We start from the raw sequence: 26649 nt of genomic DNA, 5'->3' as shown, positions 1-26649 counted from the left end.
GGAAGAGAGAGGTCATGCGCATGGCGGCGATTGTCTCAGCTGGCGGCGCCGCCGTTACACAACCGGCGCTGGCTGCGGTGCGTGATTCATGGAGCCGCGGGCTTGGGCGTCTGGGCCGCTGGCGACCACCACGGCCCGCCACCCAGGGCCTGATACAGCGCCACGGTGTCGGTGTAGCGGGCGGCTTGTGCCTGGACCGTGGCGGCCTGCGTGCTTTGGTAGGCCTGCTGCGCCTGCAGCAGATCTGCCATGCCCACCGCACCGACCGCCTGTTGACGTTGCACCAGCGCCAGCGTGCGCTCCGCAAGGGCCTGCGCATCGGCACAGGCGCGCAGGTTCTGCGCGTCGCTCTGCAGCGCGGTGAGCGCGTTGGAAACCTCGCCAAATGCGTTCAGCACCACGCTGCGGTATTGCGCCATGGCCTGCGCGTAGCCAGCTTCGGCCGCCCGTTGCTGATGCGCAAGCGCGCCGCCATGGAACAGCGGTTGCAGCAGGCTGCCGGCCACCGACCATTGTGTATTGCCGGCCGCGAACATGCGCCCGACACTGGAAGCAGAGCCGCCGCCGGCCGCACTCAAGGTAATGGATGGCAAGCGCGCAGCGGCCGCCACGCCGATCAATGCGCTGGCAGCATGCGCCTGCGCTTCGGCGGCGCGGATGTCCGGGCGGCGATCGACCAACCGCGAGGGCAGCGATAACGGCAATTGCGCCGGTAATTGCAGCGTGTCCAGCGTAAACGGCGCACCCGCAGCGTCGCCAGGCAACTGCCCGCCCAGAATCGCGAGCAGGGTCCGTTGCTGTTCCAGCTGTTTTTCCAGCCCCGGCACCGCGGCCTGTGCCTGTGCCAGCGCAGTGCGTTGGGCCAGCACCTGCGCTGCACCGAGCGCGCCAAGCGCCTGCTGGCGTTCGGTGAGCGTGCAGAGCTGCTCGGCGATGGCGACCTGCGCGCGCGCAGCCTCCAGTTGCGCGCGCACGGCCGCCTCGCCAATGGCCGCGTTCACCACGTTGGCGGTGAGGCTCAGGTACGCCGCATCGCGCTGATCGCGCTGGGCCTGTGCTTGCGCACCGGCCGCTTCCACTTGCCGCCGCGTACCGCCAAAGACGTCCAGCGTGTAGCTGACGCTGAGTTGGGCGGTGCGTAGCGCATACGGTGTGTCGATGCCGGCATCTGGCGCCGGCACCACCGAATCGCGTTGCCGGCTGGCATCCACATGCAGATCCGCTTGCGGTAGCCAGGCACCGCGTTGTGCGGCCAGCGTCTGCTGCGCCTGCCGGAGCGCTGCGTCGGCGGCCTGCAGGTCCGGATTGGCACGTAAGGCCCGCTCCACCACAGCATTGAGTTGCGGCGAGCCGAAGGCGCGCCACCAGGCGGCCGGCACGTCCTGCCCGGGCTCGAACTGCTGCGCACCACCATGCGCCGCGTCGGCGTCCACGATCGTTGCCGGTAACGCATTGGCGGTATAGCGATCGGCAGCAGGTAGAGCGGGGCGCTGAAAGTCCGGTCCCACTGCGCAGGCGGCGAGCGATACCGCCACGGCACCGGCGAGCAATGCGTTGCGAACGTCGGTCATGCGGTCGTCTCCGGGCGGCCCTGGCGCGTTGCGACGAAGGCTTCCATCAGGTAGTAAAGCGATGGCAACAACACCAAGGTGAGCACCGTGGCGGTGACCAAGCCGCCAACCACCACGGTGGCCAACGGGCGCTGCACATCGCTGCCCAGGCCAGTGGCGAGCATTGCCGGTGCCAGGCCAAGCGCTGCCACCGTTGCGGTCATCAGTACCGGACGCATGCGGCTCACCGCACCGGCCACCACCGCCTCGCGCAAGGACATGCCCACGTCCTGGCGCAGCCGGTTGATCTGCGCGAGCATCAGCACCGCGTTCAGGACCGCCACCCCGAACAGGGCGATGAAACCTACCGCGCTGGAGACATTGAGGGTCATCCCGCGCAGGTGCAATGCAGCCAACCCGCCGATCATGGCCAGCGGCACGGCGGCAAGCACCAATGTCGGCTGGCGCAGGTTGCCGAATGCGCCAAACAGCAACACGAACATGATGCACAACGTGGTTGGCAGCACCACCAGCAAGCGCGCCTGGGCACGCTGCAGGTTCTCGAACTGGCCACCCCACACCAGCTGCATGTGCTGCGGGTCGAGGTGCACTTGCCGCGCGAGCGTGGCCTGCGCATCGCTCAGGAAACTGGACAGGTCGCGGCCGCGCACGTTGAGCCGCACGATGATGTTGCGCCGGCCCATCTCGCGCACGATCACGCTCTGGCCACTGGTGGTGATGATGCTGGCCACCGCCGAGAGCGGTATCTCGGCGCCGGCAGCGGTGCGCAGGCGCAACGCGCCGATGGCCTGCGGATCGTTGCGATACCGTTGCGGAAAGCGCACGGTGAGGTCGTAGCTCTTCTCGCCGATGTACATCTGCCCGATCGGGCTGCCGCCGATGCCGGTGGAAATCAGATCCGACACATCGGCCGCATTGATGCCATAGCGTGCTGCCGCCGCGCGGTCGAAACGTACCTGCAGGTTGGGCAGGGGCGGCTCTACATCCACGGCGATGTCCGCAGCGCCCGGCACCTTGTGCAAGGTTGCAGCCACCTGGTCGGCAACGCCGCGAACCTGCTGCAGATCGTCGCCGAACACCTTCACGGTCAGATCGCTATGCGCGCCGGAGAGCTTGTCCTGCACGCCGTCGATCATCGGCTGCATCATGCTCACCGTGTAACCGGGCATCCGTGCATAACGTGCGCCGAGCGCAGCGATCAATGCCTGCTTGTCCATGCCGGCCGGCCAGTCTTTGTAGGGACGCAGGCCCACGCTCGCTTCGATATGCGAAGGCGTCCAGTAGTCGGTGCCATCGTCGTTGCGCCCGGTCTGGGTCACCACATACGAGACCTCGGGAAATTCCAGCGTGGCCTTGCGCAAGGCATTGGCCATGGTGGCGGCCTTGTCCAAGGTGATGCCTGGCGGCATCTGCACCTGCAGCCACAGCGATCCTTCATCGATATACGGCAGGAAGTCGCGGCCGATGCTGCCCCCCAACACCGCCAGCACGCACAGGGCCAGCGCCGCGCAAGCCAGCAGCCAGCCGCGTCGGCCCACGCTGCGTTCCAGCAATGCGCGGTAGCGCTGCCCCAGTGTTTCCAGTACGCGATTGTGCATCATCTTGCGCGGCTTGCGAAACGCCAGCCACGCCAGGCCAGGAATCAGTGTCAGCGCCACCAGCAGCGCACCGATCAAGGCCGCGCCCACCGCGTAGGCCATCGGCGAAAACAGCTTGTATTCGATGCGTTCGAACGCCAGCAGCGGCAGGTACGCACAGCCGATCACGGCCATGCCGAAAAAGATCGGCCGTGCCACCTGCAGGGTGGCGTCGATCGCATCGCGCGCCGTCAATGCACGCTGGCTGTTTTCTTCGCGCAGGCGCAAGACGTTTTCCACCAGCACCACCGCACCATCGACCAGGATGCCGAAGTCGATCGCGCCCAACGACAGCAGATTGGCCGGAATCTTGAGGTGGTGCATGAAGATGAAGGCGATCAGCAACGACAGCGGGATGGTCAGCGACACGATCGCCGCCGCACGCGGGCTACCCAGGAAGATCAACAGCACCACGCACACCAGCAGCATGCCTTCGGTCAGCGTGGCGCTCACCGTATGCAGCGTGGCGTCGATCAACGCGGTCCGATCCAGGTACGGCACCACCTTGACGTCCCTGGGCAGCACGCCGTTGTTGAGCTCCTCCACGGCGCTGTGGATGCCTTGCAAGGCCACCGACGGGTTGCTGTCCTTGAGCAGCAACGCGATGCCTTCGATCGTGTCCGGGTTGCCGTCCTTGCCCAGAATGCCGCGTCGCTCGACATTGTCGTAGCGCACCTGGCCTAGGTCCTTGACCAGGACCGGTACGCCATTGCTGCTGCTCACCACCACATTGCCGATGTCCTGCAACGAATGCAGCAGGCCGATGCCGCGGATCACGTAACTTTGTTCGCCACGATCCATCACGCTGCCGCCGCCATCGGCGTTGTTGCTGGTGATGGCGCTCTTGACCTGCTGCAACGACACCCCGTACCGGGTCAGGCGGTCCGGCTCCAGCGCCAGCGAAAACTGCGTGGTAAGGCCGCCGAAATTGGTCACATCGGCCACGCCTGGCACTTTCTGCAGGCGCGGAATCACCGTCCAGAATTGCAGGTCCGACAGCTCGCGCAGGCTGCGTGTTTTCGATTCCAGCGTATAGCGATAAATCTCGCCGGTGGGCGAGGTGTATGGGTCGAGCCCGGGAATTGCGCCATAGGGCAGGGTGACCGCCTGGATGCGTTCCAGCACACGCTGGCGCGCGAAGTAGCCTTCCGTCCCATCGTCGAAGACCAGCGTGATCAAGGAAAGGGCGAACAGGCTGCGCGAGCGCAACACATGCAGGCCGGGCGTGCCCATCAACGCACGTTCCAGCGGCACGGTGATCTGCTGTTCCACTTCTTCTGCACCCAGGCCCGGGACCTGCGTGACCACCTGCGAGGTGACATCGGCGATGTCCGGGTAAGCCTCCACCGGCAGCTGCGTCCAGCTCCATGTGCCGTATAACGCAATGAGTACGAAGACCAGCCAGACGATGCCGCGACGCTGGAAGCAGGTGGTGATGATCGCCTCAATCATTGAGCAAGGCTCCGTCCTTGATCACCACACGCTCGCCGGCCTTCAAGCCGGACAGGATTTCGGTATAGCCCTCCATTGCGCGGCCGGTGGCCACGATGCGCGAGCGATAAGCGAACGGCGCGGTTTCGACAAACACCCGCGTGTACAGTCCCATCTGCAAGAGCGCACTATCGGGCACCACCAATGCCTGTTGCGGGCGCGACTGGAATTGGGCGCGCGCAAACATGCCCGGCTTGAGCAGGCCGTCGCGGTTATTCAAGGCCACCCTGACTTTCAACGTGCGGGTGGCGGGGTCGAGCAAATCGTCCAGGTGTTGCACGTGGCCGACGAAGCGTTGGCCAGGATAGGCATCCAGGCTGGCAGTGACCGGCTGACCTTCGAAGACCTGGCCAATCTCGCGTTCCGGCACGCTGGCGGTGAGCCACACCTGCGAGATATCGGCCACCGTCATCAGTGACGCCGACGTGTCGTTCCAGAAGCCGCCCAGCGCAGCGCTCAGCTCCGCCACGCGGCCGGCAATGGGCGCACGCACGACATAGCGCCGGTGCGAGCTCGCCTGCGCAGCCACACCCAGCTGGGCCAGGCGATCGCTGGCCGCCCGTGCATCGTTCTGCGCGCTGTCGAAGGCCTGCTGCGCCGCCTGCAGATCGCGTGCAGCGGAAATGCTGTCCACTGCCAGCGCCTTCTGCCGGGCAAGTTCCAGGCGCGCCTGTTCCAGCGTGGCGCGCGTCTTGCCGGCATCGCTGTAGGCACTGGCGAGTTCGGCAGAATCCAGCACGCACAGCACATCGCCCGCATGCACGGTGTCGCCCAGGGTCTTGGGCAGTGCGACCACGCGCCCGGCCAACGGCGGCACGACGCGCACCAGGCGCTCGGGCAGCACGTCGATCACCGCCGGCATCTGCAGCAGCGGGGCGATGGGTTGGCTGCGCACGGCCTGCACGCGCAGGCTGGCACGCAGGGGCGAGTGCGCCGGCACCATCACCTGCGTGTTGGTGTGGATCAGCAGCGGCGAGGGAGCAGCCGGCGGCGGCGTGGCTCCGCAGCCGGCCAGCAAGCTGCACACACAGGCAGCTGCCAGCGTAGAACGCAGGAAGGGGGACGACATGCGATGACTCGTACGGGGAGAGGGAAGGCGTTGCACCCGCAGCCTGCGATGCGCGAACGCAGGCCGCGGTTGCATCGGCGATGGATCTACGCGCGCTGCCGGCAGCGGCGTACATCGGCATCGCCTGGCACCCATGGCGCATCGCCACAGGTGTGAGTTGCGCGCCAGCCATCCGGGCCGGCGCAGTTGCAACGCGTGCTGCAGCCGCGTCGATGGCGTGCATGGTGCCAGCCGTCAGCGCGCGAAACCAGGGGTTTTCGGGCGTTTTCGCCAGTCCATGGACATCGCATCGATATACTTTCGTATCGTCTGCGCGGGGCCGGCACGCAAGACGCCGTGTCAGCCAAGCGCTTGGCGGTTTCGCCATTGGCACGCGGCCGTCAACGAAAAGGCCCCGGACATGCCGGGGCCTTCTTTTATCTGTCACGCAGCAGTGTGCGTGACATCGTCACGTGCATCGCCTGCAGCACCGCTGCATCGGCTGCAATCAGAACTGCCAGCGCAGACCGATGTTGGCGTTGATGCTGTTGGTGTCCGAACGAGCGCGCTCGGCACCCACGTTGCCGTAGATGGAGAACGCATCGTTGAGCTGGTAACGCAGGCCAACCGAGGCGCGCAGCGACTGCTTGGACACCGGCTCGCCGGCGACATTGAAACGCGCTTCCGGCAGGCCGGTGAACCACGCAGAGAAGTCGGCATTCGGGTTGCCCAGCAGCGAGCGATAGGCCACCAGACCATCGAAGCCCCAGTTGCCGCGCGCCAGATGGCCACGCACACCCACCTCGCCGTACCCTGCGCGCAGGGTGTCGCTGTTCGCGCTCAGGCCAAGGCCCGTCACCGAGGCTTCGCTGAAGGCATCCTGGGTCTGGCTCACCACACCGGCGGCCACGAACGGCGACAACCCGGCATGCGGCATGAGGCCGATTTCCGCGCGCGCCGACCAGTTGGTGTCGTGGCGACGGTCCTGCAAGCGCTCGCCGATGCTGCCGGCCTGCACGTTGCGTTCGGTCTGGACGTTGCTCATGCCGTACGAACCGATCGCCGACAGATACGCCTGGCCGATCGGCTGGTACAGGTACGCGGTCATCGCATACCGGTCCGAGCGCAGACGGCTCGAAGACGCGGCGATGTGCGCACGGTCCTGACCGGAGGTCACGGCCGCACCGACGATGGTGCCGCCGCTGCCCATCGGCAGATCCACGCCGAAGGTGGTGGCCTGCTGGGTGTAATCGGCCGAAGCGAAACCGCTACGGCCCAGATTGCCGTCCAGGTAGCTGCCCTGCATCCAGGTGGTCAACGTGGTGGTGTCGGCCAGGTAGGGCAGGCGGTCGGCGGCCACACGTGCGTCGTTGAGCGCGGACTGGAAGCCCAGCGTGCGCTCGATGCCGTGCACCTGGCCGGTCAGGGTCGGCAGCGACGCGGCAACCTGCGCATCGGATGCTGCAATCAGCGAACCGGTGGCGCTGATCAGGCCACCCAGGTTGTCGGTGTCGCCCGAGGCGACCCGGGTATCGAGCACCTTGACCAGCGCGTCGGCCTGGTTGGCACCGTTGACCACCGACTGCGGTGCACCGGCCGCCTGTGCGCTGGCCGCGGAGGCATTGCGGGTCAGGGTCGCGGTGACGGTGGTCGGGTCGTAGGACAGTGCCGCGGTCCAGAAGAAATTGTTGGCGTACTGCACGCGATCGAACGTGCCTTGCAGGAAGCCCGCCTTGACGATCTTCTCGGTGCTGCCGACGGTGTAGCCGGCCGCTTCCGGCAGCAACAGCAGATTGCCCTTCAAGCTGGCCTGGCCGGTGACGGTGAGGCCCCTGCCCAGTTCGACGGCCGTGGTGCCGGTCGCGTTGACCAGGCTGTAGTTGCCGTTGATCACACCGCCGCGCGATTCGAACGTGGCCGAGTTCAACACGATCACATCCGAACGCAGGCTGCCGGACAGTGTGAGCACGCCGTCGCTAATGCTGGTGCCGCCGGTATAGCTGTTATTGCCGCTCAGGGTGAGCTTGCCGGCCCCGTTCTTGGTCAGGCTGCCCGCGCCGGAGATGTCGTTGCTGAAGGTGCTGTCGTAGCCAGCGGTCACATTGGCCGCCCAGTTGCTTGCGAACTGGCCCGGGCCCTTGATCGCCTTGGCCGCATTGACCAGGCCCCAGCCGTACAGCGCGTCCACGCCCGGGTCGCCCAGGTCGGTGGCGGTGGTCAGCAGGGTTTGCTGCAGGTTGGAAGCGCTCATCCACGGATACGCGCCCAGCACCTGCGCGGCGACACCGCTGACGGCGGCGGTGGAGAACGAGGTGCCGGCAATCTGGCCCTGCAATTCGGTGCCGGCCAGGGCCGGGGCGGTGTAGCTGCCCGGCGCGACCAGGCACCACTGCGCGGCGGCGCCGCAGTGATTGGAATAGCTGGTCAGGCCGGCGGCGTTGCCGGCGCTATCGATGTTGATCGCACCGACGGCCAGCCAGTTGTTGCGCACACTGGCTTCCTGCACCGGCGTTGCCGCCGGGTAGGAAGCTTCTGCCGCGCCTTCATTGCCGGTGGATGCCACGATCAGCGCATCGGCCTGCACCAACGGGGTCAGTGCGTATTTCCAGGCCAGCGCAGCGTTGGCACTGGAGGCGGCATCGGGGTAGGAGGCACCGATGGAGAGATTGGCGATCCGCACGCCAGCCGCGGCCAGGTCCACCGCCGCACGACGGGTCTGCTGCGTGCCGCAGGAATTTTCGGCGCAGATGCGCGCATAGAACAGGTCTGCATCCGGCGCGACACCACCGGCGAAGCCGTCCTGCGCGGAGCCCAGCACCAGCGCAGACACAATCGTTCCGTGGCCGCGCAAGGCATTGGCCGACGACTCGGGCGTGCCTGGGCTGGCGGTGTAATCGTTGAAGCTGTCGACCTTGCCGCTGATCGGTGCGTAGCTGGGCACCAGGTTGTCGTCCAGCACGGCCAGCTTGACGCCCTGGCCCCGCGCGCCCGCCTGCTGCGCCAGATCCGCATTGGTCGGCACCAGCAGATTGCTGCCCACGCCCTGATAGCGTGGCGGAGCCGGCGTCGGCGCGGGCGTGGTCTTGGGCAGCGGGTCCGCTGCCGGCGGCGGGGTCGTCGGAGTCGGCGCGATCACCGTGGTCTGCGGTGCGTCGCTACGCACGTTGCCGCCACCGCCACCGCCGCCACAGGCGGTCAGGACGAGGCAGGAGGCGATGGTGGTTGCCAGTAGCGAGCGATTCATTGGTTGGTCGGTTCCAGTTATTGAGTGCGCCGCTACTGCTGGTGATTCAAATTTGGCGCAGAAGGACCCCTCGCCGGCGATCGCCAGCGAAGGCATTAATTTCACGCGTTATTCATTTCTCGACCGCTGCGCCTTTTCCCCACGAGTGCGCCCGCGGAGCATCTGAAAAATACGTTTGGTATTACTCAGTGCTTGCGAGATTGTTTAACGGCGCTATCTGAGATCTCTGAAATCTGAATGGACAGTTGCTATTCAGAGAAAAATCGCCCAAATAGGATTTGCCGATTTAATCCATAGCCAAAACGAATTAGAGGCGCATTAGCAGGTGAGCCTGCAGATTATTGTCGGAGCGTACTCAACAATAATGCGTCACAAATCTCGCGGGGCGACAATCCTAAATGCGACTGCGGTCTTCGTGAATCAGGGAATCGCATCCGCCTTGTCGGTGAAATCACTACGCTGGGTAGCGAATTCAAGCGCGAGTTAGCGGATCTAACGGGCTCTAGCGCAGGACGTTCGTGGCCGGACTGATACTGGCAAAATTATACTAATTTGCTCATTTCCTCTTGCCGATTCGTTGAATATATTTACGGGAATATAATAAGCAAGGTCAGGCGCAAACCCCCATTGTGCGTAATCCAGCACTTCAGGTGGGTCAAATTCACCAGTTCGCCACCTTGCTTAAACACCGGGCAGCAATTTCGAATAAATCTCGCAGCCTCAGGTCGTTGATCTTTCAGACGGGGGCGCAGCTGAATGGCGCGTGTTTTTTTCCTGTGTGTGGATTTAAATTCCGACACGCGCAGCTGCATTCCCCGACGGCAGGCCGGGTCAAACGCCAGCGATGACGCTTACCGTCATGGGCGGGAAGCGCATCGCCTGCCGCTGCGCGGCTGCGTCCGGTGTCGCCGTTCGGCGCACGCTGGCGGCCAGGTTCTGCCACGCCCCATCGCGGTTCTACATCACACAAGGCCGATCGCCGCGCAACGCCACCTGTGCCGGCGACAGGTTTGGCGATGCTCGCTGCAGCGCAGACTGCGGTCGTGTAAACGGTTCAAGGTGTGCTGCTGCCCCGCTGATCGATCGTCGCTATGCTCGCTGGGGATGAGCACCACATCGCCCGAGGATCTGCTGACGATGGAAGGCACGCTGCATGGCATTGCCTATGCCGTGGTGGCCCGTCAGCTAGAGCGCCAGCGCGTGGTACTGGACACCTTGCAGGTAGGCGGGCAGTCGGTGCCGTTGACGGGCTCTCCCACCTTCGGTTCGCTGCAGGCTGCAGTGGACATCGGCAGCAAACTGGCCCGGCAATACATCGGCGAACTGCTGAAGAAGCAAACGCGCCCGCGCTCGACCCCGCCCGGCAACGCACAGGGCTAGCGCGCAGACGCCAGCACACGGCGGCTACGTTGTCGACCGGTGCGATCAGCGATGCAGCGATGCACCGAGAAAGCATCGGCGGTCATCCATATCGTGCAATCGCCTTCACTCGGCCCTATTCTCTGCCTGGGCATCGGTGGCACGCGTCGCTGGCATGCCGGACGGAGATGAGGCTGCGTGACAGAGGCAAGGAAAGACCCGGCATGCGCGGAGTAGGGCGCATGTTCTGGCTGATGCAGGCATTGGGCTGGTCGCTGTTCCTGGCGATTGCCTACGTCGCTCTGCCTAGCGAGGAAGCGGTGCCCGATGGGCTGCAGTTGGCCGCAGTGGCTGGCTTTAGCGTGGGCGGGTTGCTGGGCAGCCTGCTGCTGCGCCGGCTCTATCGAACACTGCAAGCCGATGGCTACGGCGAAGTGCGTTGGCTGGGCCTGTTGCTGGTTGCCAGCCTGCTGGCGGCGCTGGGCGTTGATGTGGCGGTCCACGGCGTACTGCTGTGCTTGCGCGGATTCTCGCCGGGGTTGATGGCGCTGTCCGAGGCGCAGCCGATGATCGCGGGCACGGCCCTGCTATGGCCGGCCTACATCGCCTGGAGCCTGCTCTACCTGTCGATCAGCAGACAGACGCGGCTAGCCGAAGCGACTCGCCATCAGAACGATCTGCGGCTGGCGCTCAAGGAGGCGCAGTTGCAACGTCTGCTCGGCCATATCAGCCCGCATTTCACCTTCAACACGCTCAACAATATTCGAGCGCTCATCCTCATCGATCCAGAGCTGGCACGCGAACAGATCACCCGCTTCGCCAGCACGCTGCGCTACCAGTTCACCGGCGGCGAAGAAGCCCTGGTGACCGTGGACGAAGAAATGGCGGTCGTGCGCGACTATCTGGGCTTGGTCGGCATGCAACTCGGCAAGCGCCTGCGCTATGCCGAACACGTGGATGCAGCCGCATTGCTGCGACGGGTACCACGATTCTGCGTGCAGCTGCTGGTGGAAAACGCGATCAAGCACGGTCTGGGGCTCAGCAGCAGCGTCGGCGATCTGCAGGTAGGCATTGCCGTGCAGGATGATGCGCTGCATATCCATGTGCGCAACAGCGGGCGATTGCAAGCCGGCAGCAGCGGCGGCACGGGCCTGGCGAATCTGCGGCAACGCCTGCAACTCTCGTTCGGATCACATGCCGGTCTGCAATTACATGAAGAAGGCACGTGTGTGGTGGCACATGTATGGATTGGAGAGGGCGCGTGATTGAAGCGGTGATCGTGGAAGATTCGGAGCTGGCCCGCTTCGAACTGGAGCATCAGCTCAAGGGTTACCCGCAGCTGCGTGTGCTGGGCCATGCCGATGATGTGGACAGTGCGGTGCAGTTGATCGAATCGGCTACGCCGGACGTGGTCTTTCTGGATATCGACCTTCCCGGCGGCAACGCGTTCGATGTGCTGGAGCGCCTGAGTCGGGTTCCGCGCATCATCTTCACCACCGCCTTCGACGCGCATGCGCTCAAGGCGTTCGGCTACAACACGGTGGACTACCTGCTCAAGCCAATCGAACCGCAGCGGCTTGCCCAGGCAATCGAGAAACTAGGCGACGCGGTTGCCGCCCCGCCGGTGCGGCGTGCGATGGACAGCGCCATCTTCATCAAGGACGGCGAGCACTGCTTCCTGGTCAAGCCGCGCGATGTGCGGTTGATCGAGGCGGTCGGCAACTACAGCCGGGTGTACTTCCAGAACCACGCGCCACTGCTGTATCGGCCGCTCGGGGCGATTGAAACGCAGCTGGCGCCGGACAAATTCTTCCGCGCCAGCCGCAAGTACATCGTCAATCTCGACTTCGTGGAGCAGGTTGCACCGTGGAGCAACGGCGGCCTGATGCTGACCCTGCGCGGTGGGCTGGAAGTGGAAGTGTCCCGCCGCCAGAGCGCACGCTTCAGAGAGCTGCTTAGCCTTTAGCTTTCGGCGGTTTCTGGGTGGCTGGCAACGTGGGGGCAATTTGCCAGATCAGTGCCGATGGCGCACGCGAGCCACGGGGCATGCGTGTGGCATATGCCCACTCTGTGCACCGATTCCGCCGGAGGGCAGCCGCGCAGCCGCTTGTCAGTTGTCCCCGGTCGGTTCGCGAGTGCCGCTGTTGTCACCCATCAAGCGGTCGTGCATGGTCATGACTGCGTTGCCATTGCCGTCGTTGTTGAAGCTCAACGCATCCAGGCTCTCGCCCAGGTAGTAACGGCCGTCGGCATGCGGCAGCACGGCAACCGGGTCTTCTCCCTCGCGCTGCAGTTGCAGCGCGCCGTCCACTTCCGCAAGCACGCGGACATCATCTGCAGCAAAGCGATAACGGCCCAGCCATGCGCGGTCCTGGCTGCGCAGCGCGACCGTCGCCGCATAGGCATGCCCGGCGGCGATGGCGGCCAGACGCACGCTCAGGTTGGTCGGATCCAGGAACTCGGCATTGGTCAATACGGTCACGAAGACGTCCGGCTGCGTCACCCGCATCACATAGCTGTTGAAGCCGTTGATGAAGCCGCCATGCTCCACGTCGGCCATGCCGTTTACCTGGCCGATGATCCAGCCGAAGCCGTAGGGCGAGGCGCTGCCATCGGCCAACGTGGTCTTGCGCATCGCCTGCGCCAGCAGCGATGCCGACACCGGCAAGCCGTCGCGCAATGCGCGGTGCCAGATCGCCAGATCGTCCACCGTGCTGATCAGACCGCCCGCGCCTTGCGGCTGCGACATGCTGATGAAGTCGGCGTTCTGCAACTGGCCCTGCGCGCGGCGATAGCCATGCGCGCGTTGGGCGATCACGGTGAGATGGTCATCGTAGCGGGTATGCAGCATGCCCAGCGGCTGGAACAGCGACTGCTGCATATAGACCGGGTAGGGCTGAGCAGTGATACGTTCGATCAGATAGGTCAGCACGATGTAGTTGGAGTTGCTGTAGCGAAAGCGCGTGCCCGCAGCAAACTCCAGCGGCAGGTCCTTGAAATAGTTCATCAGGCTCCGCGCATCGGTGTCTTCCCGTCGCGCGGCGCGCGAGGCAGCGATGCTGCTGACATTCTTGATGCCGGAGGTATGCGTGAGCAGTTGCTGCACGGTGACCTTGGCGAGCGGGCCGCTCAGCGCCGGGTCCACTGACTCCAGGCAGGTATCCAGTTGCAGCTTGCCCGCCTGCACCAGTTGCAGTACCGCCATGGCGGTGAACTGCTTGCTGACCGAAGCCAGCCGCATTGCCGCGTCCGGTTGCATGGCCACGCCATTTTCGATGTCCGCCATGCCGTAGGCCCGGCGCAGCAGCACCTGATCGCCGCGCGTCACCAGCACCACGCCGCCCGGCTGGCTGTCCTTGAAAAACGCAGCGGCCTCGCGCGCCAATTCGGCCGTGGCTGACGCCGGCGGTGTGGTTCCCGTCGCGCGGGCCGTGCCGGCCATGCTCAGCGCGGTAGCCAGCAGCATCATCGCAATTGTCTTCATACACCTGCTCCTTCAGTGGATGGAGCGCAGCTTGGAAGCGGAGCCGTGCATCGCCCAGCGATGCATGACGTGCGGTCGAGACAGGCATCGAACGGTCGACGGAGCGGATGAGCGGGAGCCGTAAGTGACGGTCTGCGCTGCACGTGGCCCGGCATCGCGTGGGGTCAGGGCGTGGGCGCTATGGACATGCGGTGGCACTTCCCAGGCAGCCCGGCAGCAGGCTGCCCAGGCATCGAACGCGACAATAGATGCAGCCTGCGTGCGTTCGAAAGGCACTAGGCAGCGCCAGCTTCGGTTATCTGCACGGGCACGAATTGCGCGAATATCACGCTGCTCATCACATGCAAGCTGTCAGCATCGGGGCACGTTTCGCCATTGCCCCCAATGAGTCCGCTATGAATTCAACGACCGTTCCGGCCCGTCCATGGGCCGTCCACCCGTTCCACGCAGCCGTGCTCGGCGGTGTGTGGCCGCTGTTTCTCGGCGCCTTGCTCAGCGATTACGCCTACTGGAGCAGCTACCAGATCCAGTGGAGCAACTTCGCATCCTGGCTGCTGGTAGGCGCGATGGTGTTGACCACGATTGCGCTGGTGTGCGCCATCGTCGCGTTGGTGCGCGGAAGCCGTAACCTGATCTACATCATTGCGCTCATTGCTACGTGGATCGTGGGCTTTTTCGACGCCTTGCATCATGCCCGCGACGCATGGGCCGTCATGCCGGCAGCCCTGGCGCTGTCCGCGATTGCGACGTTGTTCGCATTGGTTGCGACCTGGGCAGGATTGTCCGGTCTGCGCGTAGGAGGTGCACGATGAAGCGTCAGACCACCAGTCTCATCACCGTCTCCATTCTAGCCGCAGCGCTGGCCGCATGCGGCAAGGCACCGGAGGTCAGTCAGCGCGGCGCAACCCCGGAACTGCCGGAGCCGGATCGCGGCTTGCTGCCCGACATGAAGATTGCCGAGCCCACCGCCTGGAACGAGCGCAAGCCCACCGTGCCGGCAGGCTATCGCATCACCCCGATCGCCAAGGATCTTGGCATTCCGCGCCAGACACTGGTGCTGCCCAATGGCGACATCCTGGTGGCAGAAGGCCGTGGTGGCGGCGCGCCAAACCTCAAGCCAAAGGATGTCATTGCCGGCGCGATCAAGGCCAAGGGCACCTCCAAGGCCAAGAGCGGCAATCGCCTGACCTTGTTGCGCGATGCTGATGGCGATGGCACCTACGAACTGAAAACGGTGTTTGCCGACAAACTCAATGCGCCCTACGGGCTGGCGCTGATTGGCGAGGCGCTGTACGTAGCGAACCAGGATGCGTTGGTACGCTTCGAGTATCGGCAGGGCCAGACCCGGGCGAGCGGGGCGCCCACCAAGGTCACCGACCTGCCGTCGGCCATCAATCATCATTGGACCAAGGCGCTCACTGCCAGCGCGGACGGCCGCTATCTGTATGTGGCCATCGGCTCCAACAGCAACATCACCGAACGTGGCATGGCCGTCGAGCTCGACCGCGCGCAGATCTGGCAGGTGGATGCCGCAACCGGCGCGCACAAACCGTACGCGACCGGTATCCGCAATCCCACGGCGCTGGCCATCCAGCCGGGTAGCGGTGCGTTGTGGGCAGTGGTCAACGAGCGCGATGAAATCGGCCCCAACCTGGTGCCGGACTACCTCACCTCGGTACGCGAAGGCGGTTTCTACGGTTGGCCTTACAGCTATTGGGGCAAGAACGTGGACGCGCGCGTCATGCCGCAAGATCCGCAGAAGGTGGCATCGGCGATCGTGCCGGACTATGCCCTGGGTTCGCATGTCGCCGCCCTTGGCGTTGCATTTTCTTCCAGCGCAATGGGCGCCAAGTTCGCCGATGGCGTCTTCGTCGGCGAGCACGGTAGCTGGAACCGAAATCCGCCGGTTGGCTACAAGGTCGTGTTCGTGCCGTTCCGCGACGGTCGCCCGGCAGGCGACCCAATCGACTTCGTGTCCGGCTTCCATGGCGAAGATGGCAAGACCCGCGGCCGGCCGGTGGGTGTCACGGTCGACCCACGCGGTGCATTGATCGTTGCCGATGATCTGGCCAACATCGTCTGGCGCGTCACACCAGACGCCGCGGCCGCTGCGCCCCAGTAGGCAGGACCAGCCGAGCAGTGACGATCCCGGTGTTGCACGCTCCGGGATCGTCGCTGCAGTCGGCCATGCTGATTGCTGCTTCCAACGAGGCGCGATGTCGATTGCGTGCACTGTCATGCCATGAAGACTTCGCGCTCACTCAGGTGTCGATGCCCTGCAAGCGACGCATCCTGGGGAGCATCGTCGTTGACATCGTCGGCGCTTTGCTAGCATCACCACACCATCGATGCAGAGCACATCCTCATGCTACCGACCACATTCCCGACGCCGGACCTGTTCTTGCCAGGCCAGGGCGAACCGGCATTGCGCTGGGGCGTGCTGGGTCCCGGCAAGATCGCATCCGCATTCGTCGATGCCTTGCGTCGCAATACGCGCCAATGTCCATTCGCGGTGGCCTCGCGCAGCCGCGAACGTGCCCAGACGTTCGCCGATACCTGGGCGATGGAACACGCCTGTGACAGCTATGAGGCGCTCGTCCATCACCCGGACGTCGACATCGTCTACATTGCGACCCCACACAGCGAACATCTGGAACATGGCCTGCTCGCACTTCGTGCGGGCAAGCATGTCCTGATCGAAAAGCCCATGACCACCTGCGCGCAGGAAGCCCGCATCCTGGTGCAGGAAGCGCGTAGGCGCGGACTGTTCCTGATGGAGGCCATGTGGAGCCGTTATCTTCCACACACCTCGGTAGTGCGCAAGCTACTGGCCGATGGAGCGTTGGGCGATGTCCGCCACGTGTTCGCAGACCTGAGTCAGTCGGGGCCTCGCGATCCACTGCATCGGCAACGCAATGCTTCACTCGGGGGCGGGGCGTTGCTCGACCTGGGCGTCTATACCGTGCAGTTCTCCTCGATGGTGTTGGGCGCACCTAGCGCAATCACGGCCGTGGGCGCGCTCACCCAGACCGGCGTCGATGCCTATTCGACCGTGGTGCTGTCGCATGGCGGGCACGCGCAATCCACCCTGGTCAGTTCCATCGTGGCCCGTAGCAGCTCCACCGCCTATGTCACCGGTAGCGCCGGCCGTATCGATCTGGCAGGCGATTTCCATAACCCGACCACGCTGCGTCTGGTCGGCAACGGCGACGCCATCGAACCGTTGCTCTGGACCGACCCCACCGGTGTTGACGGCTATCGCGCGCTCTCCTGGCAAGCCACTGCAGCTGCTCGCTACATCGGCCAGGGATTGATGGAATCGCCGCTGCATCCGCTCGACGAGGTCATTCAGATCATGACGACTTTGGACGTGGCGCGCTCGCAGCTAGGGATGGTGTAGGACCGCAACCACCCGAGACGACGCGCGGGCAGGGCGGCCATCCATCCAGGAAGAATCTGCTCTTGGAGGACTGCAGGCAGAGGATCGCAGCACGTACCTCTGGTCAATGGCCGCGCATTCTCTGCACGCATGCATTGGCCATTTCAGCCAAGAACATTGTAGAACGGCCTGTGATTGTCCTGGTGGCAACGAGAAAGCGTCTGGCGCATGTCCCGCATTTCAAGATCATGAAAAAGGCGCCCCCACTACAGAAGGGGCGCCAGTCCAGTTGCGCGTTGCAGTGAGTCAATATTGCGGTGCAAGCAATCGAAACCAGACTTACTGCGGCAGATCGCACTTGAGTTTGCCGTCGACATAATACGGCTTGGGAACATCCGGATTCTTGCTGGTCTTCTCGAACACCACTTCAAACGAGCCGAGATCCGGCGTGCCGTTGCGCGATGTGCAGGCTTCCTGCAATTTCTTCTTCACCGCCGCGATGCCTGCATCGCGATTGGCGCCTTCGGCGCTGTTGGTCAGGTTGGCAACTTCGGCGTAGGCCATCGAGCTTAGCCCCATCAGGCAACCAGCCAGGATCATCGTCTGTAGCTGCTTCATACAATCTCCTTTGTCGTGTCGCTCATGCGCTGCAGCTACCCTGCAGCGCCGACAGCATATGCGGTTCGCGTTAAGCGCTCGTGGGCACTGGAATCTGGCGCTTTCGGGTCATCAGCATCAGCAACGGCAGGCAGTCATCGCGCAACCGCAAGCGTCGCCCATGCAACCACGGCATAGCGTGCGGTCTTGGCAACGACCAGCAGAGGCACCACCGCACGCAGCGGCTCGCGCATGACCCCGGCGGCGAGCGTGAACGGGTCACCGATGACCGGCATCCAGCTCAGCAGCAGCGGCCATTTGCCATCTCCTAAGTTAGATGGGTCAAAGCCTCACGGCCGCTCTAGCTTCATGAGGAGCGCATTTGCCTTGGCCATGCGCGCTTGGACCGATGTCGAGGCGAGTGGGTCGAACCGCGCAACGACATTGCCGGAGCTGTCGCGTATCCAGATCGTTAATCCGACACCGAAACTCTGCGATAGCTCGCGCCAGGCGATAAGCTCCGCAAAGTCTTCGCCTGCCGAAGCGGTGGAGTACAACGACACAAATGGAGATTCGGCCAGAGCCCGATAAAGCATCGGTGCCTGTGACAGGGGCTGAGCTGGTTTGCGCCGGTAGACGGAGGACGCAAGCGGGCCGCGATCGAGTGGAGCGGCCAAGCTGCGGTAGTCGGTCCATATCTCGCGGAAAGGGCCGCCGTCGGCGGTGATCTTCAAGGTGCTGTCGACGACGTGAGTTGCTTCGTGCAGCAGCAGATACTCCAGAGCAGGAACCGCCCCTGCATCCAGTTGAATGCGATATCCCGACGCGTCTGTAGTGAAGAGGCGGGCATCCTTGCCGGTGAGAAAGGCGCTGAGCGAGGTGTCGAGGACATCTCCACGCACGGTAATCTCGAAGAGCGGTTTGCCATCGGCGCCGTCGTACTCGCGTGTCAATGCCGTACCCGGACTCCAGGGCGCATCAACGAAGCTCAGTCGCGCCAGACGCTGTTGCAGGATCTGACGGTGCAACGCAGGCAATGCGTCAATCGCGCGTTCGACCAAGGCCCACTCGCGGTCGCTTAGCTGATGCACCCGTGCGCGCTGATCGATACCAGAGAAGGCGCTCAGGCTGTCTTCGTGTGCAGGCTGGACCCGCGCGCGCAAGGACGTGCTGGACAGATCGACGTCCGCCTTCGGTGGTGTAGCCGAGACCGGCGCGGGTGCGCCAGCCCAACCGACATTCGCACACATCAATAAAGACGCCAACAGGCAACCTGCCAATGGGCCAGACGTGTAGTTCGGCAAATCAGACATGAGAGGCACCCGACAGAGACGGTGTTGCATCCGTATGTAGCGGACAAGTGATGTAGTGCCCGTAGATCGTAGCCTAGGCGGCACGAGGTGAGGTCGTATGGCACCTATGCACGCATCCGATTGAAGCTATCTGCCCCGCAATAGTGCACTGATCATCTTGATGCCCAGTTCCATGTCCGCTTGCCTGCATGCAGGCAAGCGGACATGGCGCAGCGTGATCAGCGTCTTCGCCGCCATGCCATGACGCATGCTCGCATCGTGCCGCCTGCTCGCACGGTCTAACCACGGCGCGTGCCACGCGTGTCCATCTCGGAAATATGCCAGCGATTCGCTGTGCGCAAGATCCGACTCCCATCGAAGGCTGCGCGGACTGCGATTACCTGAACGAATGCGTGGCCGTGGGGATTGCCTCGCCGCTTGACGCAATGGGCAGCGGCTAGCCAGCGATTGGATGCCGCACGGAAGAAGCCAGCGCATTCGAGTGCTCCGCCGGCGTGCGCTGTGGTTGTCATTGGATCCTGCGGGAAAGCCCATCACGCACACCCATACCTGCCATCCCGGCGTTCGATTTCATTCCGCCGACGGCAACGCACACGATGCACATCCGGTGCAAGGGATACGCCTTTGCCACACGGCCGCTGCAACCGCAGCGTCCAGCAACCACGCAGATCATCGGAGGCCGCATGTCCGTTCGCAGCAGCAGTCAGAAGTTCATTGCCAGGAATCGCGCGCCTCGCGTGCAGATCGAATACGACGTCGAGATCTACGGCTCGCAGAAGAAGGTGCAGGTTCCGTTCGTCATGGGTGTGTTGTCGGACCTGTCCGGCGCCAATACAGAAAACCTGCCGGCGCTGGAAGCACGCGATGCAGTGGAAATCGATATCGATAATTTCGACAGCCGGCTGCGTGCCATGCAACCGCGGGTGGCAATGAGCGTTTCCAACACCCTCACCGGCAGCGGCGAATTACCTGTCGATATCACCTTCGACAGCCTGGACGATTTTTCGCCCACCGCCGTGGTGAAAACGGTGGCACCGCTGGCCGAGCTGCTGGAAGCGCGTACCCAACTGGCCAATCTGGGCACGTATCTCGACGGAAAGGCCGGCGCCGAGCGCTTGATCGCCGATGCGATCAAGGATCCCACCTTGCTGCGCTCGCTGGTCGCGGCCCCCAAGTCGACGGATGAGTAACCCCATGGCGACCCAGAATTCTTCCGCTACCCAAGACCTTGCCGATGCCCAGCCGCTAACCAGTCAATCCGACGACTTTGCGGCGCTGCTGACTCGCGAATTCCGTCCACGCAGCGAACGCGCCGGCGAAGAAGTGCGGTTGGCTGTGCGCACCCTGGCCGAACAGGTGCTGGAACGCAGCGACATCATCAGCGACGATCTCGCGCAGACCATCAATGCGTATGTTGCCGAGATCGACCGCAAGATCACCGAGCAACTCAACCTCATCCTGCACGCACCGCACTTCCAGGCGCTGGAGGGTGCATGGCGCGGCCTGCATTATCTGGTGAGCAATACCGAATCGGACACGCAGTTGAAGATCCGCGTGCTCAACGTGTCCAAGAAGGAGCTCGCCAAGAACCTCAAGCGCTTCAAGGGCACCGCCTGGGACCAAAGCCCGGTGTTCAAGAAGATCTACGAAGCCGAGTATGGTCAGCTGGGTGGCGAACCGTATGGCTGCCTGATCGGCGATTACCACTTCGACCACAGCCCGCAGGATGTCGACACGTTACGCGGCATCAGCCAGATTGCGGCCGCCTCGCATGCGCCCTTCATCGCCGCTGCGGGTCCCGGACTGATGGGGATGGAAAGCTGGAGCGAGCTCTCCAACCCGCGCGATCTGGCCAAGATTTTTTCCACACCCGATTACGCGGCATGGCGGTCGTTGCGCCAGAGCGAGGATGCCAAATACTTGGCGCTGGCCATGCCACGCACGCTGGCACGGCTGCCTTACGGCGCCAAGACCGATCCGGTGGAAGCGTTCGACTTCGAAGAAGACACCCAGGGCGCCGATTCGTCGCGCTACACCTGGCAGAACGCGGCCTATGCGATGGCGGTCAACATCAACCGCTCGTTCAAGCAGTACGGTTGGTGCACGCGCATTCGCGGCGTGGAGTCGGGTGGGGCGGTGGAAGGCCTGCCGACGCACACCTTCCCGGCCGACGACGGCGGTGTGGACATGAAGTGCCCGACCGAGGTCGCCATCACCGACCGCCGTTCGGCGGAACTGGACAAGATGGGCCTGATGCCGCTGGTGCATCGCAAGAACACCGACATGGCCGCCTTCATCGGTGCACAGTCGCTGGGCAAGCCCGAGGAGTACGACGACCCGGATGCCACCGCCAACGCAGCGCTGAGCGCACGGCTGCCGTATATGTTCGCCTGCTGCCGTTTCGCCCACTACCTCAAGTGCATCGTGCGCGACAAGATCGGCTCGTTCAGCACGCGCCAGCAAATGCAGAGCTGGTTGACCGATTGGGTGATGAACTACGTCGACGGCGACCCGGCCAATTCCAGCGAAGAAACCAAGGCACGCAAGCCCTTGGCCGCCGCCGAAGTGGTGGTCGAAGAGGTCGAGGGTAACCCCGGTTACTACACCTCCAAATTCTACCTGCGCCCGCATTACCAGCTCGAAGGCCTGACGGTATCGCTACGCCTGGTCTCGCGCTTGCCATCGGCGCAAGCCGCCTGACCGCTTTCAGGCTTGGCTTTCAACACTAACGACCTGCGGCTGGCATAGCCGCCGGGTCGGCTCTCCCTTTCCTGCACCACCCACCACTGGAGAAGTTCCATGGCTTTCGATATGCATCTCAAATTCGGCTCGGGCGACGTCGAGATCAAGGGCGCGTCCAACCATTCCAAGCACAAGGACGAAGTGCCGATCATTGCCTGGTCATGGGGCACCAGCAACACCGGCAACCTGCACACCGGCGCCGGCTATGCGGCCGGCGGCAAGGCCAACGTGCAGGATATTTCCGTCACCAAGTACGTCGACAGCTGCTCCAACGCCTTGCTCAATGCTTGCTGCACGGGTGCGCGTGTGGATTCGGCCACGTTGTACGTGACCAACGCCACCGGCGAGCAGACCGACTACGTCACCATCGAGCTGAGCGAGGGCGTGATGATCACCTCGGTGTCCACCGGCGGCAGCGGTGGCGAAGATCGTCTGACCGAAAACGTGACGCTGCATTTCGGCAAGTTCAAGTACTCGTTCCAGCCGCAGGACGACAAGGGCAAGAAGCAGGGCGGCACCAAGGACTTCACCTTCAACATGCAGGAAGTGAAGAAGTCCTGAGCCAACGCAGTCCGACCGGAGCGCCAATGTCGATGTCCACCGTCCATCCCGAACATGCCTGCGCCCGCCTGATCAAGGCAGACAATCCCGAGGCCTCGTTGGCCACCGCCAAGGAGTGGGTGCGGCAATGCCCGGCCGATGCCCAAGCGCGCATCGGCTTGTTCCAACTGCTGGCCGTGGTGGGCGACTGGGAGCGGGCGCGGCAGCAGTTGCTGCTGGCGGCAGACCTGGATCAGGCCTGGATCGGCGTGGCTGGCGCGTATGCGTGCATTCTCGACGCCGAACGTGAGCGCGAGCAGGTGCTGGCCGGTCGGATGATGCCACTGATGCCTGGTCAGGTACCGCAGTGGCAACACGATCTGCTGCAGGCATTGCAACACGATCGCGACGGCGAGCCAGCGCAGGCCGCACGACGGCGTGCGCTGGCGCTGACTCAAGCCGATGCCATCGCGGGGCACGTCGATGGCGAACGTTTCGACTGGTTGGCGGACGCCGATCCACGGTTTGGGCCTTGCCTGGAGGTCATCCTCGAAGCGGGCTACGCCTGGCTGCCGTTCGCCCAACTGCGCAGCCTGCGTTTCGAGGTGCCTGGCAGTCTGCGCGACATGCTGTGGCAATCGGTGGAAATTCAATGGCGCGACGGCACGCACAGCCGTGGCGTGGTGCCTTGTCGTTACCCCGGCAGCCACCACAGCGACGACGGCGCGATCCGTCTCGGCAAGCGCATCACCTGGCAGGGCGAAGACCTGTCTGCCTGCGGTCTGGGGCAACGCCTGCTGGCCGGCAGCGAAGACGACTACCCCTTGCTCGATATTCGCCATATTGCATTCGACACCGCCGCGGTGGCAGCGCCATGGCCGAACTGACCCAACAAGAGCGGCTGCAGCCCTCGCTGCTGGACCGTTTGATCGACGACCGTCGGCATGAGCTGGCCGAGAGCCGCGACGCGCGCGCGATCGGTCCGGCCAAGCTGCGCGACTGCGTCATGCGCGACCTGACCTGGTTGCTCAACTGCACCCGCCATTGGCATGAGGACGCACTGCAAGCGTATCCGCATGTCGCCACCTCGGTGCTCAATTACGGCATTCCCGATCTGGCCGGCGCGCGCCTGGCCGGACTGGACGTGGTCGAGCTGCAGAACCGTATCCACGCCGCCATCGTGGCGTTCGAGCCGCGGCTCGCTGCGGCCAGCCTGCAGGTCACCGCCAAGGTCGATACCGGCCGCATGGACCGCATGTCGCTGTCCTTCGTCATCGACTCCGAACTCTGGGCGCAGCCATTGCCATTGGCGCTGTATCTGCGCACCGATCTCGACCTGGAAACCGGTCGCTTCAGTCTGTCGTCCGGAGCGCACTGAGCATGGATCCGCGCCTGCTCCACCACTACAACCGCGAGTTGCAGCATGTGCGCGAGATGGGCGCGGAGTTCGCGCAGGCGTATCCGAAGGTCGCCGGCCGGCTCGGCATGAGCGGCATCGAGTGCGCCGACCCGTATGTCGAACGCCTGCTGGAAGGGTTCGCGTTCCTGTCCGCGCGCGTGCAACTCGAATTGGAGGCACAGCAACCGGTATTCGCCCAGCACCTGATGGACATGCTGTATCCGCACTTCCTGTCGCCGGTGCCGTCGATGGCCGTGGTGGAGCTGCAACCGGAGCAGGGCGAGGGCATCGGTCCGGCGGGGCATCTTGTGCCGCGTGGCAGCGCGCTGCGCTCGTTGATCGGGCACGGCGACCGCACGGCCTGCGAGTATCGTACGGCGCATGCGGTGACGCTGTGGCCGCTGCGTCTGACCGCCGCCAGCTACCTGGCCTCGCCGGCGGCGCTGGCCACGCTTGGCGTGCCGGTCGAGTCGCGCGCGCGCGCCGGCCTGCGGTTGGTTTTCACTGTGAATGCCGGGCTGCGTCTGGACATGCTGGCGCTGGACACACTGCCGATCTTCATCACCGGCGCCGACGGACTGGCCGGCAGCCTCTATGAGCAACTGCATGCCAATGCGTTGGGATTCGTGGTGCGTGCCCGCGCCGCGGATGGGCAGGTGCTCAGTCGCAACTTCGGCCCCGAGCATCTGCAGCCACAGGGCTTCGACGATGAGCAGGCATTGCTGCCGCGCAGTGAGCGCTCCTTCAGCGGCTATCGTCTGTTGCAGGAATACTTCGCTTGCCCAGAGCGCTTCCTGTTCGCCGCCTTCGATGGCCTGGCACAGGTGCTGCCGCGCGCGGCGTGCACCGAGTTCGAGATTGTGGTGTGGTTCGATCGTGCCGTCGAACGGCTCGACAATGCCGTGGATGCGAGCAATTTCCGCCTGCATTGCACCCCGGCCATCAACCTGTTCCCCAGGCGCGGCGATCGCATCCATCTGCAGCCCGGCATCTGCGAGCATCATGTGCTGGCCGACCGCACGCGGCCGATGGACTTCGAGATCCATGGCGTGGAGCAGGTCGAGGGCTTCGGCGATGGCAATACGCCGATGCAGCGTTTCGAGCCGTTCTATGGCGCGCAGCCGCGTAGCTGGCATGAGCGGCGCTCGGCGTTTTATGCGCTGCGGCGTCAGCCGCGGCGGCTGTCGACCGGGCAACGCCGCACCGGGCCGCGCTCGAGCTACGTCGGCAGCGAAGTGTTCCTGTCGCTGGTCGATGGCGATCAGGCGCCGTATCCGCATCAGCTGCGGCAATTGGGCATGCAGCTGTGGTGCAGCAACCGCGATCTGCCGCTGCATATGCCGGTGGGCAAATCCAGCACCGACTTCGTGCTGGACGATGGCGGCCCGGTGGCGGCGATCCGCTGCGTGGCCGGTCCAACGCGACCGCGCTCGGGCGTGACCGCCGGCGATACCCGCTGGCGCCTGATCAGCCATCTTCAGTTGAACTATCTCTCGCTGCTGGAGGCCGGCGACGACGGCGCCACCGCAGTGCGCGAGATGCTCACGCTCTACCACGACCCGCACGATGCCGCGGCGCGGCGCCAGGTCGAGGGCGTGCGCCGCATTGCCTCACGCCCGATCGTGCGCCGCATTCCGGTGCCGGGCCCGGCCACCTATGGCCGCGGGCTGGAGATCACCTTGACCTGCGACGACGCCGCGTTCGAAGGGCAGGGCGTCTACCTGCTCGCCTCGGTGCTGCGGCATGTCTTCGCCCGCCAGGCATCGCTGAATTCCTTTACCGAAACCGTGCTGTGCACGCTCGAACGTAACGAGGTCGTCCGATGGCCAGCCCATCTCGGCAATCGGCCGATCCTGTAGCGTTGCTGGCGCACCTGGAGGCGCAGCCGCAGGACTTCGAGTTGTTCGAAGCGTTGCGGCGGCTGGAGTGCGAGCATCCGGCGCAACCGCGTCTGGGCCAGGCAGCACGGCCGTTGGAGGAGCCGGTGCGCTTGGGGCAGCGCGCCTCGCTGGAGTTCCCGCCGCGCGATATCGACAGCCTGCAACCGGGCCCGGACGGTCTTCCGCCGACGCTGCGGACGCTGGCCTTGGGTTTGTTCGGCCCGCATGGCGCGCTGCCGCTGCATCTGACCGAACACGCGATCGAACGCGAAGGGGCTGGTGACCCGACCTTCGCCGCCTTCGCCGACATCTTCCACCACCGCATGATCGCGCTGTGGTACCGCGCCTGGGCCGATGCGCGCCCGACCGTGCAGATGGATCGTCCGGGCGAGGACCGCTTTGGCGCGCGGCTGGATGCGCTGACCGGCGTGGACCAACCCGCGCTGCGCGGCCGCGATGCGATGCCGTTGGCCGCACGCCGGCACTTCGCTGGCCGCTTCGTCGCCCAGGCACGCAATGCCGAAGGCCTGCGTGCGGTGCTGATCGGCCTGTTCGATGTCTCCGTGCAGGTGCAGGAATTCGTTGCCAACTGGTTGCCGTTACCCGAAGAAGGACGGCTGCGGATGGGACGTGCTGCTGCGCGCATGGGGCGTGACGCCACGCTAGGCGCATCGGCGCGCAACGCCCAACACCGCTTTCGCCTGCGGATCGGCCCCTTGGAGATCGCCCGCTACCGCGAGTTCCTGCCGGGCGGCCCGGCCCTGGAAGTACTGACCGCCGCAGTACGCGGCTACGTCGGCGACGAGCAGGCCTGGGACCTGCAATTGGTGCTGGCGCGCGAAGACGTCCCGTTGCCGCTGATGGGGCAGGGCCAGCGCATCGGCCTGTCGCTCTGGCTCGGCCACTATCGCCGCCCGCGCGATGCCGACCAGCTTGTACTCGCACCGTCCTGATCGACCTCTGTA

At 64.5% G+C, this 26649-nt stretch carries 20 protein-coding genes and 1 pseudogene; 13 read left to right on the top strand and 8 right to left on the bottom strand.

Going from position 1 to position 26649, the window contains the following annotated elements; genetic code table 11:
• Positions 1–86: 86 nt before the first annotated feature.
• From LN450_RS08780 to LN450_RS08765, 4 genes are all read right to left on the bottom strand, one after another.
• Positions 87–1571, bottom strand: a complete 1485-nt coding sequence (locus tag LN450_RS08780; RefSeq protein ID WP_011347337.1) for an efflux transporter outer membrane subunit — start codon at positions 1569–1571, stop codon at positions 87–89.
• The gene (locus LN450_RS08775) at positions 1568–4660 is read right to left on the bottom strand and encodes an efflux RND transporter permease subunit (RefSeq protein ID WP_011347338.1); all 3093 of its coding nucleotides are present in this window, start codon (positions 4658–4660) and stop codon (positions 1568–1570) included. Before LN450_RS08775 ends, LN450_RS08780 begins: the two co-directional genes overlap by 4 nt.
• A complete protein-coding gene (locus tag LN450_RS08770; protein ID WP_011347339.1) occupies positions 4653–5768 on the bottom strand; it encodes an efflux RND transporter periplasmic adaptor subunit in 1116 nt (371 codons plus the stop codon). The genes LN450_RS08775 and LN450_RS08770 overlap by 8 nt, the downstream gene beginning before the upstream one ends.
• A gap of 487 nt (positions 5769–6255) precedes the next feature.
• Positions 6256–8991: a S8 family serine peptidase gene (locus LN450_RS08765; protein ID WP_039416781.1), complete on the bottom strand. Its 2736-nt coding sequence runs from the start codon at positions 8989–8991 to the stop codon at positions 6256–6258.
• A 1104-nt stretch (positions 8992–10095) separates the two neighbouring features.
• Between LN450_RS08765 and LN450_RS08760 the strand changes: the two genes are divergently transcribed.
• The 3 genes from LN450_RS08760 to LN450_RS08750 all read left to right on the top strand — a co-directional run bounded on the left by LN450_RS08760 (position 10096) and on the right by LN450_RS08750 (position 12316).
• On the top strand, positions 10096–10371 hold the full coding sequence (locus tag LN450_RS08760) for a hypothetical protein (protein WP_008571932.1): 276 nt from the start codon (positions 10096–10098) through the stop codon (positions 10369–10371).
• A 203-nt stretch (positions 10372–10574) separates the two neighbouring features.
• Positions 10575–11615, top strand: coding sequence for a sensor histidine kinase (locus tag LN450_RS08755; protein ID WP_011347342.1), 1041 nt, complete (start codon positions 10575–10577; stop codon positions 11613–11615).
• On the top strand, positions 11612–12316 hold the full coding sequence (locus tag LN450_RS08750; RefSeq protein ID WP_049756418.1) for a LytR/AlgR family response regulator transcription factor: 705 nt from the start codon (positions 11612–11614) through the stop codon (positions 12314–12316). Before LN450_RS08755 ends, LN450_RS08750 begins: the two co-directional genes overlap by 4 nt.
• Before the next feature lie 144 nt (positions 12317–12460).
• Here the strand turns inward: LN450_RS08750 and LN450_RS08745 are convergent, their stop codons facing one another.
• Positions 12461–13834: a serine hydrolase domain-containing protein gene (locus tag LN450_RS08745; RefSeq protein ID WP_011347344.1), complete on the bottom strand. Its 1374-nt coding sequence runs from the start codon at positions 13832–13834 to the stop codon at positions 12461–12463.
• Between the two features lie 395 nt (positions 13835–14229).
• Between LN450_RS08745 and LN450_RS08740 the strand changes: the two genes are divergently transcribed.
• The 3 genes from LN450_RS08740 (at position 14230) to LN450_RS08730 (ending at position 17234) form a co-directional block, all read left to right on the top strand.
• On the top strand, positions 14230–14646 hold the full coding sequence (locus tag LN450_RS08740) for a hypothetical protein (protein ID WP_011347345.1): 417 nt from the start codon (positions 14230–14232) through the stop codon (positions 14644–14646).
• Entirely contained in the window at positions 14643–15956 is a 1314-nt protein-coding gene (locus LN450_RS08735; protein WP_011347346.1) for a PQQ-dependent sugar dehydrogenase, read from the top strand. The genes LN450_RS08740 and LN450_RS08735 overlap by 4 nt, the downstream gene beginning before the upstream one ends.
• A 243-nt stretch (positions 15957–16199) precedes the next feature.
• Complete coding sequence (locus LN450_RS08730) at positions 16200–17234, top strand: Gfo/Idh/MocA family protein (protein WP_011347347.1); 1035 nt, start codon at positions 16200–16202, stop codon at positions 17232–17234.
• Positions 17235–17552: 318 nt separating this feature from the next.
• On the opposite strand, the gene LN450_RS08725 is transcribed toward LN450_RS08730, so the two are convergent.
• From LN450_RS08725 to LN450_RS08715, 3 genes and pseudogenes are all read right to left on the bottom strand, one after another.
• Entirely contained in the window at positions 17553–17831 is a 279-nt protein-coding gene (locus tag LN450_RS08725) for a hypothetical protein (RefSeq protein ID WP_029819423.1), read from the bottom strand.
• A gap of 134 nt (positions 17832–17965) precedes the next feature.
• A pseudogene (locus LN450_RS08720) lies at positions 17966–18133 on the bottom strand (DedA family protein); the annotation flags it as partial.
• Positions 18134–18160: 27 nt separating this feature from the next.
• The gene (locus tag LN450_RS08715) at positions 18161–19123 is read right to left on the bottom strand and encodes a hypothetical protein (protein WP_011347349.1); all 963 of its coding nucleotides are present in this window, start codon (positions 19121–19123) and stop codon (positions 18161–18163) included.
• Between the two features lie 683 nt (positions 19124–19806).
• On the opposite strand from LN450_RS08715, the gene tssB reads away from it, so the two are divergent.
• The 7 genes from tssB (at position 19807) to tssG (ending at position 26637) form a co-directional block, all read left to right on the top strand.
• Positions 19807–20313, top strand: coding sequence for a type VI secretion system contractile sheath small subunit (gene tssB / locus LN450_RS08710; protein ID WP_011347351.1), 507 nt, complete (start codon positions 19807–19809; stop codon positions 20311–20313).
• Positions 20306–21823: a type VI secretion system contractile sheath large subunit gene (gene tssC / locus LN450_RS08705; protein WP_039416769.1), complete on the top strand. Its 1518-nt coding sequence runs from the start codon at positions 20306–20308 to the stop codon at positions 21821–21823. Before tssB ends, tssC begins: the two co-directional genes overlap by 8 nt.
• A 99-nt stretch (positions 21824–21922) precedes the next feature.
• On the top strand, positions 21923–22426 hold the full coding sequence (locus LN450_RS08700; RefSeq protein ID WP_008571946.1) for an Hcp family type VI secretion system effector: 504 nt from the start codon (positions 21923–21925) through the stop codon (positions 22424–22426).
• Between the two features lie 32 nt (positions 22427–22458).
• Positions 22459–23292, top strand: coding sequence for a type VI secretion system accessory protein TagJ (locus tag LN450_RS08695; RefSeq protein ID WP_039416793.1), 834 nt, complete (start codon positions 22459–22461; stop codon positions 23290–23292).
• A complete protein-coding gene (gene tssE, locus LN450_RS08690) occupies positions 23280–23783 on the top strand; it encodes a type VI secretion system baseplate subunit TssE (RefSeq protein ID WP_008571949.1) in 504 nt (167 codons plus the stop codon). The genes LN450_RS08695 and tssE overlap by 13 nt, the downstream gene beginning before the upstream one ends.
• Before the next feature lie 2 nt (positions 23784–23785).
• A complete protein-coding gene (tssF, locus tag LN450_RS08685) occupies positions 23786–25663 on the top strand; it encodes a type VI secretion system baseplate subunit TssF (RefSeq protein ID WP_008571950.1) in 1878 nt (625 codons plus the stop codon).
• Positions 25627–26637, top strand: a complete 1011-nt coding sequence (gene tssG / locus LN450_RS08680) for a type VI secretion system baseplate subunit TssG (RefSeq protein WP_011347354.1) — start codon at positions 25627–25629, stop codon at positions 26635–26637. The genes tssF and tssG overlap by 37 nt, the downstream gene beginning before the upstream one ends.
• Positions 26638–26649 lie beyond the last annotated feature (12 nt).

The sequence above is a fragment of the Xanthomonas euvesicatoria pv. euvesicatoria genome (assembly GCF_020880415.1).
GTDB lineage: Bacteria > Pseudomonadota > Gammaproteobacteria > Xanthomonadales > Xanthomonadaceae > Xanthomonas > Xanthomonas euvesicatoria.
Note: the sequence above shows the minus strand (reverse complement) of the source record. Positions and strands in the feature narration are given on the sequence as shown.

Bases quoted from the DNA above. Each gene is read 5' to 3' on its own strand.
- LN450_RS08695 (WP_039416793.1), top strand. From the start codon at position 22,459: ATGTCCACCGTCCATCCCGAACATGCCTGCGCCCGCCTGATCAAGGCA.
- LN450_RS08740 (WP_011347345.1), top strand. From the start codon at position 14,230: ATGAATTCAACGACCGTTCCGGCCCGTCCATGGGCCGTCCACCCGTTC.
- LN450_RS08775 (WP_011347338.1), bottom strand. From the start codon at position 4,660: ATGATTGAGGCGATCATCACCACCTGCTTCCAGCGTCGCGGCATCGTC.
- LN450_RS08730 (WP_011347347.1), top strand. From the start codon at position 16,200: ATGCTACCGACCACATTCCCGACGCCGGACCTGTTCTTGCCAGGCCAG.
- LN450_RS08700 (WP_008571946.1), top strand. From the start codon at position 21,923: ATGGCTTTCGATATGCATCTCAAATTCGGCTCGGGCGACGTCGAGATC.
- LN450_RS08715 (WP_011347349.1), bottom strand. From the start codon at position 19,123: ATGTCTGATTTGCCGAACTACACGTCTGGCCCATTGGCAGGTTGCCTG.
- LN450_RS08725 (WP_029819423.1), bottom strand. From the start codon at position 17,831: ATGAAGCAGCTACAGACGATGATCCTGGCTGGTTGCCTGATGGGGCTA.
- LN450_RS08745 (WP_011347344.1), bottom strand. From the start codon at position 13,834: ATGAAGACAATTGCGATGATGCTGCTGGCTACCGCGCTGAGCATGGCC.
- tssE (WP_008571949.1), top strand. From the start codon at position 23,280: ATGGCCGAACTGACCCAACAAGAGCGGCTGCAGCCCTCGCTGCTGGAC.
- tssG (WP_011347354.1), top strand. From the start codon at position 25,627: ATGGCCAGCCCATCTCGGCAATCGGCCGATCCTGTAGCGTTGCTGGCG.
- tssB (WP_011347351.1), top strand. From the start codon at position 19,807: ATGTCCGTTCGCAGCAGCAGTCAGAAGTTCATTGCCAGGAATCGCGCG.
- LN450_RS08735 (WP_011347346.1), top strand. From the start codon at position 14,643: ATGAAGCGTCAGACCACCAGTCTCATCACCGTCTCCATTCTAGCCGCA.
- tssC (WP_039416769.1), top strand. From the start codon at position 20,306: ATGAGTAACCCCATGGCGACCCAGAATTCTTCCGCTACCCAAGACCTT.
- LN450_RS08780 (WP_011347337.1), bottom strand. From the start codon at position 1,571: ATGACCGACGTTCGCAACGCATTGCTCGCCGGTGCCGTGGCGGTATCG.
- LN450_RS08755 (WP_011347342.1), top strand. From the start codon at position 10,575: ATGCGCGGAGTAGGGCGCATGTTCTGGCTGATGCAGGCATTGGGCTGG.
- LN450_RS08760 (WP_008571932.1), top strand. From the start codon at position 10,096: ATGAGCACCACATCGCCCGAGGATCTGCTGACGATGGAAGGCACGCTG.
- tssF (WP_008571950.1), top strand. From the start codon at position 23,786: ATGGATCCGCGCCTGCTCCACCACTACAACCGCGAGTTGCAGCATGTG.
- LN450_RS08765 (WP_039416781.1), bottom strand. From the start codon at position 8,991: ATGAATCGCTCGCTACTGGCAACCACCATCGCCTCCTGCCTCGTCCTG.
- LN450_RS08770 (WP_011347339.1), bottom strand. From the start codon at position 5,768: ATGTCGTCCCCCTTCCTGCGTTCTACGCTGGCAGCTGCCTGTGTGTGC.